The organism is Gluconobacter kondonii (assembly GCF_002723995.1).
Lineage (GTDB): Bacteria > Pseudomonadota > Alphaproteobacteria > Acetobacterales > Acetobacteraceae > Gluconobacter > Gluconobacter kondonii.
The window spans coordinates 165,096-182,679 of sequence record NZ_BEWP01000006.1 but is presented as its reverse complement, the minus strand read 5'-3'; the positions used below and the strand labels follow the sequence as shown (position 1 = coordinate 182,679).

General features: G+C 57.8%; 15 protein-coding genes and 1 tRNA gene. 10 read left to right on the top strand and 6 right to left on the bottom strand.

Features of this window, described 5'->3' with window-relative positions; translation table 11 throughout:
- Window positions 1–2 precede the first annotated feature (2 nt).
- From hpnE to GKO01_RS08815, 3 genes are all read left to right on the top strand, one after another.
- Window positions 3–1,298, top strand: a complete 1,296-nt coding sequence (gene hpnE / locus GKO01_RS08825; protein ID WP_099286751.1) for a hydroxysqualene dehydroxylase HpnE — start codon at window positions 3–5, stop codon at window positions 1,296–1,298.
- 73 nt (window positions 1,299–1,371) lie between these two features.
- Window positions 1,372–3,366, top strand: coding sequence for a squalene--hopene cyclase (shc, locus tag GKO01_RS08820; protein ID WP_099286750.1), 1,995 nt, complete (start codon window positions 1,372–1,374; stop codon window positions 3,364–3,366).
- On the top strand, window positions 3,366–3,998 hold the full coding sequence (locus tag GKO01_RS08815) for a phosphorylase family protein (RefSeq protein WP_099286749.1): 633 nt from the start codon (window positions 3,366–3,368) through the stop codon (window positions 3,996–3,998). The genes shc and GKO01_RS08815 overlap by 1 nt, the downstream gene beginning before the upstream one ends.
- On the opposite strand, the gene GKO01_RS08810 is transcribed toward GKO01_RS08815, so the two are convergent.
- From GKO01_RS08810 to GKO01_RS08800, 3 genes are all read right to left on the bottom strand, one after another.
- Window positions 3,966–5,327 carry a sodium:solute symporter family transporter gene (locus tag GKO01_RS08810; RefSeq protein ID WP_099286748.1) on the bottom strand — a complete coding sequence of 454 codons (1,362 nt, stop codon included), beginning with the start codon at window positions 5,325–5,327 and terminating at the stop codon, window positions 3,966–3,968. The two genes, GKO01_RS08815 and GKO01_RS08810, sit on opposite strands and share 33 nt — an antisense overlap.
- Before the next feature lie 83 nt (window positions 5,328–5,410).
- The gene (locus GKO01_RS08805) at window positions 5,411–6,217 is read right to left on the bottom strand and encodes an RlmE family RNA methyltransferase (protein ID WP_099286747.1); all 807 of its coding nucleotides are present in this window, start codon (window positions 6,215–6,217) and stop codon (window positions 5,411–5,413) included.
- Entirely contained in the window at window positions 6,214–7,335 is a 1,122-nt protein-coding gene (locus tag GKO01_RS08800) for a Ppx/GppA phosphatase family protein (protein WP_099286746.1), read from the bottom strand. The genes GKO01_RS08805 and GKO01_RS08800 overlap by 4 nt, the downstream gene beginning before the upstream one ends.
- Window positions 7,336–7,492: 157 nt before the next feature.
- On the opposite strand from GKO01_RS08800, the gene GKO01_RS08795 reads away from it, so the two are divergent.
- The 3 genes from GKO01_RS08795 to GKO01_RS08785 all read left to right on the top strand — a co-directional run bounded on the left by GKO01_RS08795 (window position 7,493) and on the right by GKO01_RS08785 (window position 10,631).
- Window positions 7,493–7,566, top strand: a tRNA-Gln gene (locus GKO01_RS08795).
- 153 nt (window positions 7,567–7,719) lie between these two features.
- Entirely contained in the window at window positions 7,720–9,213 is a 1,494-nt protein-coding gene (gene guaB / locus GKO01_RS08790; protein WP_099286745.1) for an IMP dehydrogenase, read from the top strand.
- A gap of 56 nt (window positions 9,214–9,269) precedes the next feature.
- Entirely contained in the window at window positions 9,270–10,631 is a 1,362-nt protein-coding gene (locus GKO01_RS08785; RefSeq protein WP_099286744.1) for an RsmB/NOP family class I SAM-dependent RNA methyltransferase, read from the top strand.
- On the opposite strand, the gene GKO01_RS08780 is transcribed toward GKO01_RS08785, so the two are convergent.
- A complete protein-coding gene (locus GKO01_RS08780) occupies window positions 10,597–11,121 on the bottom strand; it encodes a GNAT family N-acetyltransferase (RefSeq protein WP_099286743.1) in 525 nt (174 codons plus the stop codon). The genes GKO01_RS08785 and GKO01_RS08780 overlap by 35 nt on opposite strands.
- Before the next feature lie 92 nt (window positions 11,122–11,213).
- Between GKO01_RS08780 and GKO01_RS08775 the strand changes: the two genes are divergently transcribed.
- A complete protein-coding gene (locus GKO01_RS08775) occupies window positions 11,214–13,016 on the top strand; it encodes a cation:proton antiporter (protein WP_099286742.1) in 1,803 nt (600 codons plus the stop codon).
- Between the two features lie 153 nt (window positions 13,017–13,169).
- Window positions 13,170–14,129, top strand: a complete 960-nt coding sequence (locus GKO01_RS08770; protein WP_167383454.1) for a glycosyltransferase family 8 protein — start codon at window positions 13,170–13,172, stop codon at window positions 14,127–14,129.
- A gap of 23 nt (window positions 14,130–14,152) precedes the next feature.
- Here GKO01_RS08770 and GKO01_RS08765 read toward each other — a convergent pair whose 3' ends face one another.
- Complete coding sequence (locus GKO01_RS08765; protein WP_099286799.1) at window positions 14,153–14,665, bottom strand: L,D-transpeptidase family protein; 513 nt, start codon at window positions 14,663–14,665, stop codon at window positions 14,153–14,155.
- 163 nt (window positions 14,666–14,828) lie between these two features.
- On the opposite strand from GKO01_RS08765, the gene GKO01_RS08760 reads away from it, so the two are divergent.
- Window positions 14,829–15,563: a response regulator transcription factor gene (locus GKO01_RS08760; protein WP_099286798.1), complete on the top strand. Its 735-nt coding sequence runs from the start codon at window positions 14,829–14,831 to the stop codon at window positions 15,561–15,563.
- Window positions 15,564–15,586: 23 nt separating this feature from the next.
- Here the strand turns inward: GKO01_RS08760 and xth are convergent, their stop codons facing one another.
- Window positions 15,587–16,384 carry an exodeoxyribonuclease III gene (gene xth, locus GKO01_RS08755; RefSeq protein WP_174694272.1) on the bottom strand — a complete coding sequence of 266 codons (798 nt, stop codon included), beginning with the start codon at window positions 16,382–16,384 and terminating at the stop codon, window positions 15,587–15,589.
- Between the two features lie 81 nt (window positions 16,385–16,465).
- On the opposite strand from xth, the gene GKO01_RS08750 reads away from it, so the two are divergent.
- Window positions 16,466–17,473: a dipeptidase gene (locus GKO01_RS08750; protein WP_099286739.1), complete on the top strand. Its 1,008-nt coding sequence runs from the start codon at window positions 16,466–16,468 to the stop codon at window positions 17,471–17,473.
- The last annotated feature ends 111 nt before the right edge of the window (window positions 17,474–17,584 follow it).

Genomic DNA, 17,584 nt, shown 5'->3' with positions numbered 1-17,584 from the left:
CGATGAGCCACGTCCACATCATTGGCGGTGGTCTGGCAGGCCTCTCCGCCGCAATCGAACTGGCGGCGCAGGCCCGCGTCACCGTTTACGAAGCAGGCCCGGCCTGCGGCGGCCGGGCGCGTTCCTTTCACGACCGCTCCCTCGACGCCCGGATCGATAACGGCAACCATCTGATCCTGTCATCGAACGATCTGACCTTCCGTTATCTGGACATTATCGGTTCGCGTCATACCCTGACTGGGCCGGGACTGCCGATCTTCCCCTATTACGATCTGGAAGACAGCCTCGCTTGGACGCTGCGCCTGTCGAAGGGAAAGCTCCCTTTCTGGGCGCTTCCGGGCGGCCGGCGCGTTCCGGGCATGAAACTGTCCGAACTGGCCTCTCTCGGACGTTTCCTGCGCGCAGGAGACAGAACGACCGTAGAGAGCTGCCTCAGTTCCGGCCAACTGAGTCGCAGACTGCTGATCCCGTTCGCCATCTCGGTTCTCAATACAGACATCCATACAGGCAGCGCCAAACTCCTTGGCAACGTGATCCGTAAGTCTCTTGCCAAGGGAGGCATGGCCTGCTGTCCGTGGTTTCCAGCCGTCGGTCTGTCCGAAACCCTGATCGACCCAGCAATAGCCTATCTCAAACGCTTTCATGGCGACGTGCGCACAGGCGTCCGTGTGAGTGCCATCGAACAGCAGAACGGTCGCGCCACGGCATTGGAAACCGGGGAAGGGCGGATTGAACTCGGCCCTGAAGATCAGATCATTCTGGCCGTTCCGGGGCCAGTAGCACAGTCCCTGCTACCAGGACTGACAGCGCCTGACGCCTTTGAAAGCATTGCCAACGCACATTTCCGTCTGCCTGCAAAAGTTCAGGCCCGGGGCGTTGTGGCGCAGGCCGGTTTCGTAGGACTGGTCGGGGGCATTTCGGAATGGATCTTCCTGAAAGGGGATATCCTCTCCGTGACCGTCAGCGCAGCCAACCGCTACGCAGATCGCAGCAACAACGAACTGCTGGCCACGATCTGGTCAGAGATCCGACGTGCGCTCGATCCCGTTCTGTCGCAGCCGCTGCCGGTCGCCATCCCACCGTCGCGTTTGGTATGGGAAAAGCGGGCGACGTTTGCTGCAACGCCGGAACAGAACCTCCTGCGTCCGGGAGCCAGAACCGACCTCGTCAATCTGGCACTGGCCGGAGACTGGACGGAGACCGGACTGCCCTCCACGATCGAAGGCTCCATCCAGTCCGGACTTCAGGCCGTCGCTGCTCTGGGCTTCCGGTCAGCCGTAGAAAACACAGGATCGTGATGAGCGGTCGTCCTGTCATGATTGTAACACAGCTCCCGCCTTTGAGGACTGCCTGTGTCGGAAGAGCCGAACAATGCTGATCTATTCTGATATTCTGGAAAAGGAGGATCGCGTGAGCGAAACCTTGTCCCGTCAATCGGTCGAACCCGATGAGATCAACCATGCCATCGAAAGCGCACAGGACGCGCTGGGCGGGAAACAGAAATCAGACGGTCACTGGGTTTACGAACTCGAAGCAGATGCGACGATCCCAGCAGAATATGTCCTGCTCGAACACTATCTCGACCGGATCGATCCGGAAAAACAGACCAAGATCGGCGTCTATCTGCGCCGGATTCAAGGCGAACACGGGGGGTGGCCACTCTATCACGATGGCGGCTTCGATCTATCGGCGAGCGTAAAAGCTTACTTCGCGCTCAAAGCGATCGGGGATGACATCAATGCGCCCCACATGCGTATTGCCCGAGAGGCCATTCTCGATCACGGCGGAGCCGCACGCACCAACGTGTTCACGCGGATCCAGCTTGCCTTGTTCGGGGAGGTCCCCTGGAATGCAACGCCTGTCATGCCCGTTGAGCTGATGCTCCTGCCACGCAAGGCGTTCTTCTCGGTCTGGAACATGTCCTACTGGTCCCGGGCTGTGATCGCACCGCTGCTGATCCTCAATGCGCTTCGTCCCAAAGCCATCAATCCGCATGGCATCCATGTGCAGGAACTCTTCGTCAAACCGCCTTCCGAAGTCACAGACTGGATCCGCGGCCCGTACCGCTCGGTCTGGGGGCGGTTTTTCAAACATCTTGATTCCGCCCTGCGCCCCGTCCTGCCGCTCATTCCACAGAGCGTGCACAACAAAGCCCTGAAAGCCGCTAGCGATTTCATCGAGCCGCGTCTGAGCAGGGGAGGGCTGGGTGCCATCTATCCCGCGATGGCGAATGTCGTGATGATGTATCGCGCGCAGGGCGTCCCCGATAGCGACCCACGCGCCCAAACCGCATGGGAGGCCGTGCAGGACCTGCTGGTGGATCATGGCGACGAAATTTATTGCCAGCCCTGCGTCTCGCCGGTTTGGGATACCGGCCTGTCCGGTCTTGCGATGATCGAAGCCGCTTCTGGCCCCGCTGGCACCAAGCATGAAGAAACGCTCGCTTCCCTGAAAAAGAGCGCCGAATGGCTTCGGGAACGCCAGATCCTGAACGTCAAGGGCGACTGGGCCATCAACACACCGGACCTGCGTCCTGGTGGCTGGGCGTTCCAGTACGAAAATGACTACTACCCGGACGTCGATGATACCGCCGTCGTCGGAATGCTGCTGCATCGTGTTGATCCCGAAGGCAGCCGCGAGGCGATCGCACGTGCGCGGGAATGGATCATTGGCATGCAGAGCACCAATGGTGGCTGGGGTGCGTTCGATATCGACAACGATCTCGAACTGCTCAACCACATCCCGTTCTCTGATCATGGCGCGCTTCTGGACCCGCCGACGGCCGACGTTTCGGCCCGCTGCATTTCTTTTCTGGCCCAGCTTGGCGATCCGGACGACCGTCCTGTCATTCTCAAGGCACTGGAGTATCTGCGCTCCGAGCAGGAGCCGGAAGGCAGCTGGTTCGGTCGTTGGGGCACCAACTACATCTATGGCACATGGTCTGTCCTGTGCGCGCTGAACGTCGCTGGTGTGCCGCATGACGATCCGATGGTTTTGCGCGCTGTAAACTGGCTCGAAGGCGTCCAGCGTCCTGATGGCGGCTGGGGTGAAGACTGTGCGACCTATGAAGGGGGCACTGCGGGCGAATACAACAAGAGTCTGCCCTCCCAGACGGCCTGGGCTGTTCTGGCCCTCATGGCCGTCGGGCGCCGCGAGAGCGACGCCGTCAAGCGCGGTGTTGCGTATCTGGTCACTCAACAGAACGACAAGGGGGAGTGGCAGGAAGACGCCTATAATGCCGTTGGTTTCCCGAAAGTCTTTTACCTGCGCTACCACGGCTATAAGCAGTTCTTCCCGCTGACCGCACTGGCCCGCTACCGTAACCTCGGCGCAAGTAACAGCGGCAAGGTGGAGTACGGGTTCTGATGCTGGGCATTCTCGCAGGCCTGAAACAGGAAGCCCGTCTGATCCGGCGTTTTCTGCCGGATGCTCCTCTTGCCCTTAGCCATGCGACGCCTGAGGGCGCACGACAGGGCGTAGAGCGCCTGCTTCGCGCGGGCGTTACAGAACTCCTGTCTTTCGGCTGTGCGGGAAGTCTTTCGCCAGAAGCGCCTCCCGGTACGGTCATCGTGGCCGATCATGTGCATCATGAGAACCGAAATATTCCCTGCGATCCCGCTCTGAGCCAAATGTTTGGCTCTGCCTTCGCACGCCGGGGCGGCATTCTGCATAGCGATGCGCTGGTTGAATTCGCCTCTGAAAAGGCACGCTATTTTACCGAAACGCACTGTCTTGCAGTGGATATGGAAAGCGGCGTCGTGGCACAGAGCGGCCTTCCGTTTGCCGTCCTCAGGGTTGTTTGCGACGACGCCACACAGGACCTGCCTCCCGCTGTGAAGACCAGCGTCAAGGAAGGTGCGGTGTATATCCCCGGACTGATCGGCTCGCTTGTCCGGCATCCGTTGCAGATCGGCGGTTTGATCCGCCTCGGCAAAGAAGCGGCCCTCGCGCAGCGCGCGATGGCATCATTTCTTCAGGCCAATCCGCCGCAGACCTGAAAACACCTTCGCTCCAGCGAAAGTGGCCGTCACTCCCGCAGGAACGAGCCAGGGAAAAGCGATGGCATGTCCTTCGATCCTGACGAAAGACATGAGACCCAGCGCGCCAACCGCCGAGACAAAGCCGAAAATTGCCGCCTTCTCATCCCGCGAGCGACCGATCATCGCCAACAGGAATACCCCAAGCGTCGCACCATAGCTGTAGGATGCAATGGAAAGTCCAAAAACGACTGCCGATCCATTGGGCCGCGAAAACAGCAACGCGGTCAGTACAAGAAGGCCGGCCCAGATAACCGTCAGACCCCGCAGGGAAAATTTCGCGTGCGACAGGAAATCGGCCTTGGTCGCAGCCGCCATGGCATTCATCGCGCTCGACAGAGATCCCATGGTCGCAGCCAGGATACCCGCAACCAGCAAACCGCTCAGAACAGGAGGCAGCGTCAGGATGAACTGCGGAAACAGAGCGTCCGGCCTCGCACCCTGACCCGGCATGAGATCACGCAACGCAACCCCGATGCATGATAGCAGAGCGAACAGCAGCCCCACGATAAAGACACTGCCGATCATGGCAGCCCGTGCGCCGTTCAGTGTTTTTGCCGCAAGACAGCGTTGCAGCATCAACTGGTCTGTCCCATGCGATGCCAGAGCCAGAATAGCTCCTCCGATCACAGCACCAGCTATGGAAAACGGATCCGTAAAAGGTGGCATCCCATGGCTGAAAACAGGCGCCCAGTAAAAGGGTGCCACGCCTGCACGAGACCAGATCACGGCCAGACAGGCGATGCTCCCGCCCAGATAAAGTCCCAGTTGCAGGCTGTCAGACCAGACAACCGCCCTCAACCCACCTGCCACGGTATAAGCCAGCGTCAACAAAACAATCAGAACTAACAGAAGCAGATCTGGGACGGCGTAGCCCATGCTGACAAACAGCATCGATACGGGAAGCATTCCAGCGTAAAGCCGAACACCTTCGGCAACGAGACGGGTTGCAAGGAATGTTCCTGAAAGAACTTTCTGAAGTTTTGTGCCAAATCTCTGACCGATATAGCGATAGATCGACGTTGCACCGCGTTCGTGTAACGGCAGGAACCAGATCGCAACCGCGATACGTCCGACGAGATAACCCGCAGCCAGACCAACGAAAACATACCCTTTAAGGTAAGCAACCCCCGGAACGCTGACGATGGTCAGGGTAGATGTTTCGGTCGCGACAAGGGAAAGACAGATCGCCCAGGGAGGAAGATCCTTGCGCGGCTGGCGGGCCAGCGTAATCGAAATGACGGGCAGCAGGCAGAGATACAGGAGAATAACAAACAGGCTTGCAGTCATCAGAAATTATTGCTTTTTCGGAATAGTGTTCCCGTAAGAAAAGGGAGGCAAATACCTCCCTTTTCTCATTCCTGCTCCGGCCATCAGGAAGGGTCGGTCACGCCTGTCAGGCGTTCAGGACGAAACCCCGTTGCCACAACATAAAGCTCGCTTGATTCCTTGCGCGAGGCAGGGGGTTTGACATGCCTTACACTGGCAAAGGCAGTTTTCATTGTCGCCAGCATGTCTTTTTCCGAACCGCCCTGAAAAACCTTGGCGATAAAGCTGCCACCTTCGGCCAGAACCTGAAACGCAAAATCCAACGCGCCCTCTGCAAGGCCCATGATCCGCATATGATCTGTCGCAGCATGACCAGTCGTGTTGGGCGCCATGTCGGACATGACCAGATCAGCAGGACCGCCCAGCATCTCTTTCAGCCGATCAGGCATCTCGGGATCCGTGAAGTCTCCCTCAATGATCTCTGCTCCGGCAACAGGATCAACCGGAAGCAGATCAAGCCCGACCACATGCTTTGCCCCCCGCTTGACCGCAACCTGCGTCCAGCCGCCCGGAGCAGCACCCAGATCGATGATGCGGGTTCCTTCTTCAATCAGCTTGAAGCGGTCGTCGATCTCAATCAGCTTGAAAGCCGCACGAGACCGCCAACCCTGCTTGCGGGCTGCCGCGACATAGGGATCGTTGAGCTGACGGTTCAGCCAGCGCTGCTGGGCCGTCGTCCGTCCACGGGCCGTTTTGAGCGAAACGGTCTTGTTGCGAGCCGTTTTTGACGTTGCGGAATCACGTGTTGCGTCGTTTTCACCGGGATTGGAGGCACTTTTCAGAGCCTTTCCCGGAATACGCTTCGGTCCCGTATCCTTACTGGAACCGGAACGGGATCTTGGCGGCTTCATAGTGTGGCATATGTCCCGAATGGGCCCCTTGAACGGGGCGTGGCATGACGACTGGTCGTGTGACGTCCCTTGCCGGAACGCTGACCATGATCGCGGGCCATACGCAGCAACATCCCATCGCGCAACCCCCGGTCTGCAATCGTGACGTCTTCGACCGGCCATAAACGATGGATGGCTTCGAAGATTGCGCAGCCCGGCAAGACGAACTTCATGCGCTCAGATCCCACGCAGGGATGATCCGCCAGTTCTTCATTGTTGAGACGCCGCAAACTTCCAATAGCATCCACCATGCTCGACCCCGGAAGCGTCAGTCCATCAATCGCCGCACGATTATAGCGGGGCAGGGAGAGGGCCACTCCGGCCAGAGTTGTTACGGTTCCAGACGTCCCGATCAGACGCGTCTTTCCGTGCGTAACCTCACGCCGGATGCGATGTACGTTCTCAAAGCCATTCAGATACTCCTGAACATGGCTGACCATCGTCTCATAAGAAGGGCCATGACCTTCACCGAACATTTCCTGAAGCGTAATCACGCCAACAGGAACACTCGTCGTGCCAATGAGTGTCTGCGTCTGCCGTTCGGGGTCAATCCGCACCCATGCGACTTCAGTGGACCCACCGCCGATATCGAAAAGAACGCCCCGATCGGCGCGAACGGGTCGATGTTCCGGCTGACGGAAAAGGGGAGAACAACTCTCAAGAGCCAGCTCCGCTTCTTCACGGGCCGTGATAATGTCGATCGTCAGACCCGTCTCATGCTGAACACGCGCCAGAAACTCGCGCCCATTGACAGCCTGACGACAAGCTTCCGTCGCAACCGCACGAACATGGACCAGAGGCCACTGCCTCATACGCTCCGCACAGACCCGCAGGGCATCGAGCGCGCGCTTCATGGAATCTTCAGCAAGCCGCCCGCTGGCACGCAGACCTTCCCCAAGTCGGACAGACCGGTTGAAACTGTCCACGACGCGAAAACCGGTCGGCGTTCCCGCAGCAATCATGAGGCGGCAGTTATTGGTACCAAGATCAATGGCGCCAAAGAACGGACCCGTACGTCTTGCAGACGCATGAACAGGCATCGGGCCTGACAGGTTGTGATCCGTTCCGTACCTCATCATGTATTTCGGCTCCCGCTTGCCCGTGATCTGGGACCTTGGAAAAGCAGCATGGCGCCCGGGGGACCCTGCTCGCAAGAAAAATATGTGTTTTTTCAAAAAAATGTCCTGATCGCTCTTGCGCCCCACGGGGTCGGTTGATAAACACCCTCTCACCGCTTGGGAGATAGTTTAGCGGTAGAACTACCGGCTCTGACCCGGTCAGCCCTGGTTCGAATCCAGGTCTCCCAGCCAAGAAAACCCTCAGAAAATACCGCAAAAAAGAGACTTCCCCTCGGGGGGTAAAGTGCTCTATGAGGACCCGCCAACGGCCGGTCGGCCTTCTGGCCTCCGGTTCACACACATCGCGTCTTTCACGACGCATGACGTAACGGGGGCACGCGGCTCATGACTTCATCTTCCCACACAACAAATCTGAATGAGCGCATCCGCGAGGCGCTGGCTTTCGACGATGTTCTCGTCGAACCGGCAGAATCGTCGGTCCTTCCAGCCCAGACCTCGACGCGCACACGCCTGACACGCTCCATCGAGTTGAACATCCCCTTGATGTCTTCCGCAATGGACACCGTGACTGAAGACGGCATGGCCATCGCCATGGCGCAGCAGGGCGGCATGGGCGTTATTCACAAGAACCTCTCGATTGAAGAGCAGGCCGAGCAGGTCCGTCGCGTCAAGCGCTTCGAATCAGGCATGGTCGTCAATCCCGTCACGGTCGGCCCCGACCAGACGCTGGCAGAAGTGCAGGCCATCATGGCGCGTCACGGCGTCTCCGGCCTTCCGGTTATTGAAGACGGCAGCGGCGTTCTGGTCGGTATCCTGACGAACCGCGACATGCGCTTCACGACCGATCCAAACACCCGCGTCCGTGACCTGATGACGCACGAGAACCTCGTGACGGTCCTCAACGGCGCAGCACCGGACGAAGCCCGCACACTTCTGCACCGCCACCGCATCGAAAAACTGCTGGTGGTTGACGAAGCACAGCGCTGCATCGGACTGATCACCGTCAAAGACATGGACAAGGCCATTGCCCATCCGTTGGCCATCAAGGACTCGCAGGGACGCCTGCGCTGCGCCGCTGCTGTCGGTGTGGGCGAAGACGGCTTCCGCCGCGCCGCCGCACTCGCTGAAGCTGGTGTGGATGTCATCGTCGTAGATACGGCCCACGGCCATTCACACGGCGTTCTGAGTGCCGTCGAAACCCTCAAGAGCCGTCATGGCGGGTTGCAGGTCATTGCGGGCAACGTTGCCACCCCACAGGCCGCCCGCGCCCTGATCGCCGCCGGTGCCGACTGCGTGAAGATCGGTATTGGACCGGGCTCCATCTGCACCACGCGCGTCGTCGCCGGTGTGGGTGTGCCGCAGTTCTCGGCTGTTATGGAAACAGCCGCAGCCTGTCATGAACTGGACATCCCGGCCATTGCGGACGGTGGCGTTCGGACGTCCGGCGATATCGTGAAGGCTCTGGGTGCAGGTGCTGATGTAGTTATGGTTGGCTCACTTCTGGCGGGCACCGACGAGAGCCCGGGTGAGACGTTCCTGTATCAAGGCCGCTCGTATAAGGCCTATCGCGGCATGGGATCGCTCGGCGCCATGGCCCGCGGTTCCGCAGACCGGTATTTCCAGGCGGAAGTCCGCGATACACTCAAGCTGGTCCCGGAAGGCATTGAAGGTCAGGTTCCCTACAAGGGGGGCATGTCCGCCGTCATTCACCAACTCGTCGGTGGTCTGAAAGCAGGGATGGGTTATACGGGATCGGCCACGATTGCCGATCTTCAGGTCCGCACCATGTTCCGTCGCATCACGAATGCAGGCCTGCGTGAGAGCCATGTCCATGACGTGACGATCACCCGCGAAGCCCCGAACTACCGCCGGGACTGAACCTCCCTGCATCAAAGTCTCTCGCATTGAGAGGCTAAACGGGCTACGGGGGCGCTATGACCCCCGCAGCCCGTCTTTCAGGCGCCATCGATCTGCTCTGTGCGATCCAGAATGCGCCCCGCCGTCCCGCCGACGCCACAGCCAACGCCTTTTTCCGCGAACGCCGTTATATTGGTGGCGGAGACCGTCGGGCCATTTCCACGATCGTCTGGGATGTCCTGCGTGGCTGGAGACGGCTGCAATGGAATCTCAGAGATATTTCCGGCGATATTTCCCCACGACTGATCTGTGCGGCATCGCTCCTGCTTGGCGGAGAGACGATGGAGAATGTCCGTCGGCTTTTCTCCGGGGAGCGTTACGCGCAGAACCCTCTGACCTCCCGTGAGGATGTGGCCCTCAAGGGCTTGGAGGGAAAAGAACTTTCCACCCAGAAGCAGCCGTTGGCCGTGCGGCTTGAATACCCGGACTGGCTGGACAGCGCGCTCCGGGAAACGTTTGGCAACCGGCTGCCAGACGAAATGGAAGCGATGTTGGGTACGCCGACGCTCGACCTTCGCGTCAACCTGCTCAAGGGAAGCCGCGAGCAGGCCGCGCGGGAACTGCGTCGCGAATCGCTTCCGGCAGAAATGACGAAACTGTCTCCGTGGGGTCTGCGTCTTGATGGGCGCCAGCCCGTCACGGCAACACAAGCCTTTAAAGACGGTCTGGTTGAAATTCAGGACGAAGGCAGTCAGCTTGTGGTCGCGGCCGCCGATGCGCGTGGTGAGCACCGAGTTCTGGATTATTGCGCTGGGGCAGGCGGTAAAACGCTGGCACTGGCGATGACCATGGAAAACCGTGGACATATCGTGGCCTGTGACGTGCATGAAAAACGTCTGGATGGGGCGGTCAAGCGGCTGCGTCGTGCAGGCGTTCATAACGTAGAACGGCACCTTCTCGTATCCGGAGACAAATGGGCGAAGCGTCGGGCTGGCAGCTTTGATCGCGTGCTTGTCGATGCGCCTTGCTCGGGAACCGGGACATGGCGGCGCAACCCGGATGCACGTCTGCGCCTGACGCCCGAAGACATTCAGGAACTCGTCATCAAACAGGCGCAGATCCTTGATCGTGCAGCATCTTTGGTGAAGCCAGGCGGACGTATGATCTATGCGACGTGCTCGCTTCTGGCCTGTGAGAACGGCCAACAGATCGACGCCTTCCTCAAGCGTCGCGATGACTTCAGACGCCTGCCGAAGGAGCAGATGTCCGAACTTCTGCCCGCCGAGCTGCGGAGCAAGGCCCAGTTCTCGCTGACGCCGTTGCGGGATAGCACGGACGGATTCTTCGCCTGCGTTCTCGAACGCGTCGTAACGGAAGCGAAAACGCAAGAGGAAGACGTGGCCATTACGCTCCCGGTGACAGAAGATCCTTCCACATAACAAGAGCGTCCACATATCCTTCCGAAGGGTGATCGAAGGCGCCTGGCAGCGTTCCGATCACCCGAAACCCCAGTGATTTCCACAGATCTACGGCACGCAGATTGGTACTGACGACGAAATTGAACTGCATGGCGCGAAAGCCGAGTTTCGTCGCTTCAGCAAGCGCTTCTTCGGCCATTGCCCGACCAGCACCGAAACCGGGACGTGCAACGAATCCCGCATTGGCGATGTGACTTCCACCGCCTTTCTGGTTGGCCTGAAGATAGAATGTGCCCACGATTTCATGATCGTGGGTCTGAGCGACATAAACGCGATGCTCAACAGCCATCCAGTATGCCAGAGTCTGCTGCCGCCCCCAGTGTCGGGGCAGTGCGTAAGTTTCGCCTTTACGCAATACAGGAGACAGAAGACGCCAGATTCCTTCCCGATCCAGAGACTGGGCGGGACGAATCAGGAGGTTGCTTCCGGTTTGAGCTGAAGACGATGGCATAACAGGGCTTTCTTCCGTGTTTTAGGTGCGCGACGGCATTTGAGGTATGATAACGCTTCATATCCATCATGCGGAGCCCGTGCCGAACATCCATGCAGTATGACATTCTTATCGGCATTGCCTCGACTTTTGGCGCGGGAATGCTGGCCCAGTGGGTCGCCTGGCGCTTTCGGCTTCCGGCCATTGTCCTTCTCTTCTCGCTGGGTCTGATTTTTGGGCCGGGGCTGGGTATTCTTCATCCTTCCGAAACGATGGGATGGATGTTCCGGCCTCTGGTGTCACTGCTGGTGGCGCTTGTCGTGTTCGAAGGCGGCATGGCGCTCGATTTCCGCCAGTTGCGCGAAGCCGGGGAGGGGGTCGCACGCCTGACGATGCTCGCACTGCCCATCAACTGGGTGCTGGGCTCTCTGGCGGCGCATTATGTCGCGCATCTGGAATGGGGCACCTCCATGCTGTTCGGGGCGATCGTCGTCGTGACGGGCCCGACGGTGGTGCTGCCACTTTTGCGAAGTGCCAAACTGCAACCGCGTGTAGCGGCGTTCCTGCGGTGGGAAGCCATCGTCAACGATCCGTTAGGCGCCATTCTGGCCGCAGTCGTGCTTCAGCTCATGCTTCTGCGGGCAGACGTTCATGCGGGTGTCTTCTTCACCCACACACTACCTGATCTGCTGGGCGCAATTGCCGTCGCGCTCTCTGCGGGCATCCTGCCAGCCTATCTGATCCGGTATCTGTTCACCCGCGATCTGATGCCGGAAATTCTCAAGACGCCCATGCTGATTTCGATGGCACTGGTCGTTTTCTCGTTATGCAACCTCGAAATGGGTGGCGCGGGGCTGATGGCGGTCACGATCTTTGGAATGGCGCTGGCGAACCTCCAGATCCCCGGTTTGACAGAACTGCGACGCATGAAGGAATCGCTGGTCGTTCTGGTCGTATCAGTGCTGTTCATCATGCTGACCGCAGATCTGCACCGGGACGTTCTGGCGCAACTTTCAATCCCGATTTTCGCATTGACCGTTGTGGTTCTGTTTGTCGTGCGTCCTTTGGGTATTTTCCTTTCAACTCTCGGCACGAGCATGCCGTGGAAGGAAAAATTGTTTGTCGGATGGATTGCCCCACGCGGTATCGTCGCTGCTGCTGTGGCAGGTGAGGCCGGGGTCAGTCTTAAAGAAGCAGGGTATCAGTCTGCTGACCTGATCATGCCTGCAGTATTCGCGGTCATCGCGGTCACGATGATCCTGCACGGCTTTTCGCTTGGCCCCCTTGCACGACGCCTCAAACTCACGCTCTCCAACGATCCGGCCATCGCAATTCTGGGAGCGAGCGGCTGGTCCATCAACCTTGCATCCTGCCTGCGCAAAGCAGGGGTGCCGGTCTTGCTGGTGGATAATCGATCCAGCGCACTTCTGCCTGCAACCCGGCAGGATATTCCGGTACTGCGCGCGGAACTCCTGTCACAACACGGACAGGAGTCTCTTGAGGAGCGCCCTGCCGATTATCTGATCGCAACAACAGCTGACGGCATTTATAACGGTATGGTCTGCGGGCATCTGGCCCCGACCATGGGGCGACAGCGCGTCTATCAGATCAGTCCCGGCGTAGCGCGGCTGGATTTCTATCATGGCCTGTCACGCGATGCGCGTGGCAAGGTTCTGGGCGAACCGGCGTGGAATTATACGCTGTTCGATACGCTATTCGATCAAGGCTGGCGTTTCAGCGCCAGAGAAGCAACCGAAGAGAGCGCATCAATGTTCGGGAATGACGAAAACAGGCTTGATATTCTTGTAGTGCGTCGTGACGGAGGCATCCTGATCCGCTCGGCTGAAGACAATGACAAAGCCGTGCCCCAACCGGGAGACTACATGATCTCTATGGCCCCACCAGAGGCGGTATAAATATTGAACAACCAATGTAATATTCTGGCATGACGGCTATAAAATGAAAGACAAACTCTAAAAATAACGTCTAATTCTTTATATAGAACTTCCTCTTTTTCCTCTTCCCTTGCTTACATGGCGCCGCCATCATATAGAAAACGGAGAACTCGCATGGACGTACAGACTTGCGTTTGTTATTGCACTGATCGCTCATATCTTTTTCCAACTCTTGTTAGTGCACTTCAGGCGCGCGCTCATGCAACACCGCAAGTTACAGACATTATCATTGTCTGTTTTGACGTTGATGCAGCGACGATTTCCATCGCTCAATCAATATGCAATAAAAACAATATTATTCTCTTCTCAAAATCCGGGGCAGACATAGACAACACGCCCGCTATGCTCGGAAGACTGTATCTTGATGAGATTTTACCTGAAAATTATAAAAATATCCTTTATATCGATGGCGATACACAGATCAAATCATCGCTGAACGAATTTCTGTCCTGCACTCCGCCTGAAGGACGCTTTTTCGCTTCAGCCGATCCTATGGTCTTCCTGCTTGAAGATCATTCAAAAGAAGGGGAAGCAGTCCGGAAGCATTTTCAGGAAATCGGCCTCACTCCTGAGCAATCCAGGCAATATTTCAATACAGGAGTTCTCTACTTCAATCGCTCAGCCTGGGCTGTTATCGCGGAGAAGGCGCGGACAATTATTCGGTCTCAGAACACAATGTCCAGATTTCCGGATCAGGATATTCTTAATATTGTCGGCATTGAACGTGCGCTGCCGATGTCGCTATCGTGGAATTTTCCCGTCTTTCTACACAATGCCCGGCTTGAGAGCACGATTCAACCCAAAATTGTCCACTATATGTCCCAGCCAAAGCCATGGGACGGGATCTTTCAGCCATGGCAGGCAAGTGACTATGCGCCATACCCGGCATTTGTTGCGGCTTATCCCGAATTTTCCGGACTTTGGAAAAGAAGTTCGCTCTCTCGAAAGTTAAGATATTTCGCGCAACAGCATTACAAACGCTTCTGCGAGACCCGGAAATGGGGGCATGGTGCTGTGCATGCCCTTGTTCTGGATTACGAAGCCAAATGCCGTAATGACGCGAAACAGGTTTAACGACTATAATTTTAATAGGACCCTCAAGATGGCTCTTCGACTGTAATATGCGATAAACCGGCTTCAAGAAGCGCACGGAGGTCCTTTTCCTCAACGGCAATACAGCCCTCCGTGTATCCACTGACAGGCGGTAGGTGCAGGAAAATCGCCGATCCGCATCCCGACTTGGCTGGCGCATCATTCCACCCCAGAACGATACAGAGATCGTAAACATGATCGTCACGCCACAGGTTTTCGCATGAGGCGGGATGAGGGAGCGTTACGGCGCAATTATAGTCGGAATGGGCGGGATCGTCGCACCAGCCATCATTAGGAGCAATAGGCTCGATAGGGAGGCCTGCTGTGCAGACCGGACGCGATAGACGGTCCGCACGGTAGAAAACGCGCCGAAGTGGCAGCCCCCCGACGGGAGTACGAAGGTCTCCTTCCCTTTTGTCAAGAGACAGGCCGCGTTGTCCGATCAAAGCCGGAATGATTTTCCCCTGAAAGTGAAGAAAAGCGCGGTCTCCAGCGGTTCTCAAAATAGCTTTAGCCATAATGCTGTTTCCTTTTCCGGCTGTACTTGCCATAGTCTGATGCGAAAGCATGCTGCTTTCTTCCCGTTTACCGGGAATGGTAAGTCCGGATGTGCAAGTTACGAACACCGAATTTTTGCGGATGTATCGTTTCTTCCGTCGCGAGAGAACGAGACAGGTTATTATGGCAGGTCCACGCCCCATCCTGGTTGTTGACGATGATGATACGCTCCGTCGTCTTCTGGCGGAGCAGCTTCAGCACGGCGGCGAACTGGAAGCGGTTGAGGCGACGTCCGTTGCCGCAGCACGCGAACTCCTCGCCAAGCCTGGTGCCCGGTATGACGCCATGCTGCTGGACATTACCCTTCCCGATGGTGACGGACGCGATTTCTGCGCGGAACTGCGACGCGCCGGCGTCCGCATGCCAATCATCATCCTGACAGGCTCCGACGACGAACACGACGTGGTGCGCGGCCTTGATGCAGGGGCCAACGACTACGTTGCCAAGCCCTTCCGGATTGGTGAGCTTCTGGCCCGTCTACGCGCCCAGTTGCGGATTTTCGAGAACAGCGAAGACGCCGTATTTGAAATCGGCCCTTATGCGTTCCGCCCGTCCGCAAAACTGCTGCTCGAAACCGCTCGAAACCGCCGGATCCGTCTGACGGAGAAGGAAGCGGCGATCCTGAAATATCTCTATCGTGCAGGTCAGCGTCCGGTGGCACGTCAGGTTCTTCTGAACGAGGTCTGGGGTTATAACGCCGCCGTCACCACCCATACGCTTGAGACGCATATCTATCGCCTGCGTCAGAAAATTGAGCCCGATCCGACACGCACGTCGCTTCTGATTACAGAAGGCGGCGGATACCGTCTTGATCCTGAAGGACGTGGCGTTATTGGCTCCGACAGCCTGTCAGCCTGAAGGCTGACAGGAGCGGTGAGGGGTCAGGCTGGATCGAAGTCCAGCACGACCGGGACGTGATCGGAGGGGCTTTCCCAGTCCCGTACGTCCTGTAAGACCCTGATATCCCGCAGGCCCGGCATAAGATCGGGCGTCATCCAGACATGATCCAGCCGCCGTCCGCGGTTGGATTTTTTCCAGTCCTTGTTGCGGTATGACCACCATGTGTAGAGCTTTTCCGGCTCCGGTGTGATCTTCCGCATGGCATCCTGAAATCCTGTCGCCATCCAGGCCTTCAGACGTTCGATTTCGGGCGGTGTGTGGCTAACGATTTTCAGGAGCTGTTTGTGGCTCCAGACGTCATGTTCCAGCGGCGCGATATTGAGGTCTCCGACCAGAATGCTGCGGGCAGGGGGCATATTGCTGAACCAGCCCGTGGCTTCATCCACAAAAGCGAGTTTGTGGGCGAATTTTTCATTTTCCACCGGATCAGGGATATCGCCTCCTGCCGGCACATAGAAATCATGCAGCAGGATCGGGCCGGCGGCGGTCGCAATGCTTGCTGCGATATGCCGACAATCGGAGCGGGTGCACCAGTCGGGCGTGCCCGCCACACTCTGCAGCGGGTGTCGCGACAGGATCGCCACACCATTATAGCTCTTCATGCCTTTATAGACCTGATGAGGCAGGCCCATTTCAGCCAGAGCCTGAGCGGGAAAGAGCGGATCCGGGACTTTCGTTTCCTGTAGACAGACGATGTCCGGGGCTTCCTGTTCGACGATCTGCTTCAGCAGAGGCAGTCTGAGTCGAAGGGAATTGATGTTCCAGGTGATGAGACGCATGAAGACTGGATCGACCGGATCAGGTGTTTTGACAAGCACCCTCTTGCACACAAAGCTTTCCCGTCCGATCTAGAACGAACCATGACTGATCTGCACAACACGCTCCTGACGCTTGATTCCCATATCGATATTCCCTGGCCGGACCGGCAGGATGCCTGGGCGGAAGATACGCCGAGGCAGGTAAATGTCCCCAAGACACGCAAAGGTGGCCTGAAAGCCGTATGCCTTGCAGCCTATATTCCGCAGGGTTCGCGTGATGAGGCGGGACATGCCGAAGCCTGGGAGCGGGTTCAGGGCATGCTGGATGTCATTTCCGGGATCGAAGGACGTCAGGGCGATCACAGCGCACGCGTCTGCCGAACGGCTGCGGATGTGCGTGCAGCCTATGAAGCAGGCGACCTTGCCGTCATTCCGGCGATCGAAAACGGCCATGGGCTGGGCGGTCAGCCAGAGCGTATCGCGGAACTCGCTCGTCGTTATGGTGTGCGCTACATGACGCTGACCCATAACGGGCATAATGCGCTGGCGGATGCTGCCATTCCGCGCAAGGATCTGGTGGACAGCGAAACGCTTCACGGCGGACTGTCAGATCTCGGGCGTGAGGCAATCGCACACATGAATCGCTCCGGCGTTCTGGTGGACGTCTCCCATGCCGCAAAATCGACCATGATGAAGGCCAGTGAAGTCTCCGCCACACCGATTTTCGCAAGCCACTCCTGTGCCCGCGCCCTGTGCGATCACCCGCGCAATCTGGACGATGAGCAGCTTGATCGCCTGAAAGAAACGGGCGGCCTGATTCAGGTGACGGCGATGGGGTCATTCCTGAAGAAAGGTGGCGGCGGGACGGTCGAAGATCTGGTGCGCCACGTTTCGTATATTGCGAACCGGATCGGTGTCGAACATGTGGGCATCTCCTCGGACTTCGATGGCGGCGGCGGCATTCCGGGTTGGAAAGATGCAACCGAAACCGCAAATGTGACGCATGCCCTTCAGGCGGCCGGGTTCAGTGATGCGGACATTTCTGCCATCTGGGGTGGTAACATGCTGCGCCTTCTGGAAACGGCTGAAAAAGCCGCAATAGCATTCTGAAACTAGCATTGAAAACTCGTTTCGACAGACCGACAAAGAACAGAACATGATCATAGTGGACAAAACAGACGCCGCTTCGTCCACCATGATCTGTTGCGGCACCTAAAAGCC

Coding starts and splice junctions, on each gene's coding strand:
- GKO01_RS08815 (WP_099286749.1), top strand. CDS start 3,366: ATGCTGGGCATTCTCGCAGGCCTGAAACAGGAAGCCCGTCTGATCCGG.
- xth (WP_174694272.1), bottom strand. CDS start 16,384: ATGCGTCTCATCACCTGGAACATCAATTCCCTTCGACTCAGACTGCCT.
- GKO01_RS08750 (WP_099286739.1), top strand. CDS start 16,466: ATGACTGATCTGCACAACACGCTCCTGACGCTTGATTCCCATATCGAT.
- shc (WP_099286750.1), top strand. CDS start 1,372: ATGCTGATCTATTCTGATATTCTGGAAAAGGAGGATCGCGTGAGCGAA.
- GKO01_RS08770 (WP_167383454.1), top strand. CDS start 13,170: ATGGACGTACAGACTTGCGTTTGTTATTGCACTGATCGCTCATATCTT.
- GKO01_RS08810 (WP_099286748.1), bottom strand. CDS start 5,327: ATGACTGCAAGCCTGTTTGTTATTCTCCTGTATCTCTGCCTGCTGCCC.
- GKO01_RS08765 (WP_099286799.1), bottom strand. CDS start 14,665: ATGGCTAAAGCTATTTTGAGAACCGCTGGAGACCGCGCTTTTCTTCAC.
- GKO01_RS08760 (WP_099286798.1), top strand. CDS start 14,829: ATGGCAGGTCCACGCCCCATCCTGGTTGTTGACGATGATGATACGCTC.
- GKO01_RS08785 (WP_099286744.1), top strand. CDS start 9,270: ATGACCCCCGCAGCCCGTCTTTCAGGCGCCATCGATCTGCTCTGTGCG.
- GKO01_RS08780 (WP_099286743.1), bottom strand. CDS start 11,121: ATGCCATCGTCTTCAGCTCAAACCGGAAGCAACCTCCTGATTCGTCCC.
- hpnE (WP_099286751.1), top strand. CDS start 3: ATGAGCCACGTCCACATCATTGGCGGTGGTCTGGCAGGCCTCTCCGCC.
- GKO01_RS08805 (WP_099286747.1), bottom strand. CDS start 6,217: ATGAAGCCGCCAAGATCCCGTTCCGGTTCCAGTAAGGATACGGGACCG.
- guaB (WP_099286745.1), top strand. CDS start 7,720: ATGACTTCATCTTCCCACACAACAAATCTGAATGAGCGCATCCGCGAG.
- GKO01_RS08800 (WP_099286746.1), bottom strand. CDS start 7,335: ATGATGAGGTACGGAACGGATCACAACCTGTCAGGCCCGATGCCTGTT.
- GKO01_RS08775 (WP_099286742.1), top strand. CDS start 11,214: ATGCAGTATGACATTCTTATCGGCATTGCCTCGACTTTTGGCGCGGGA.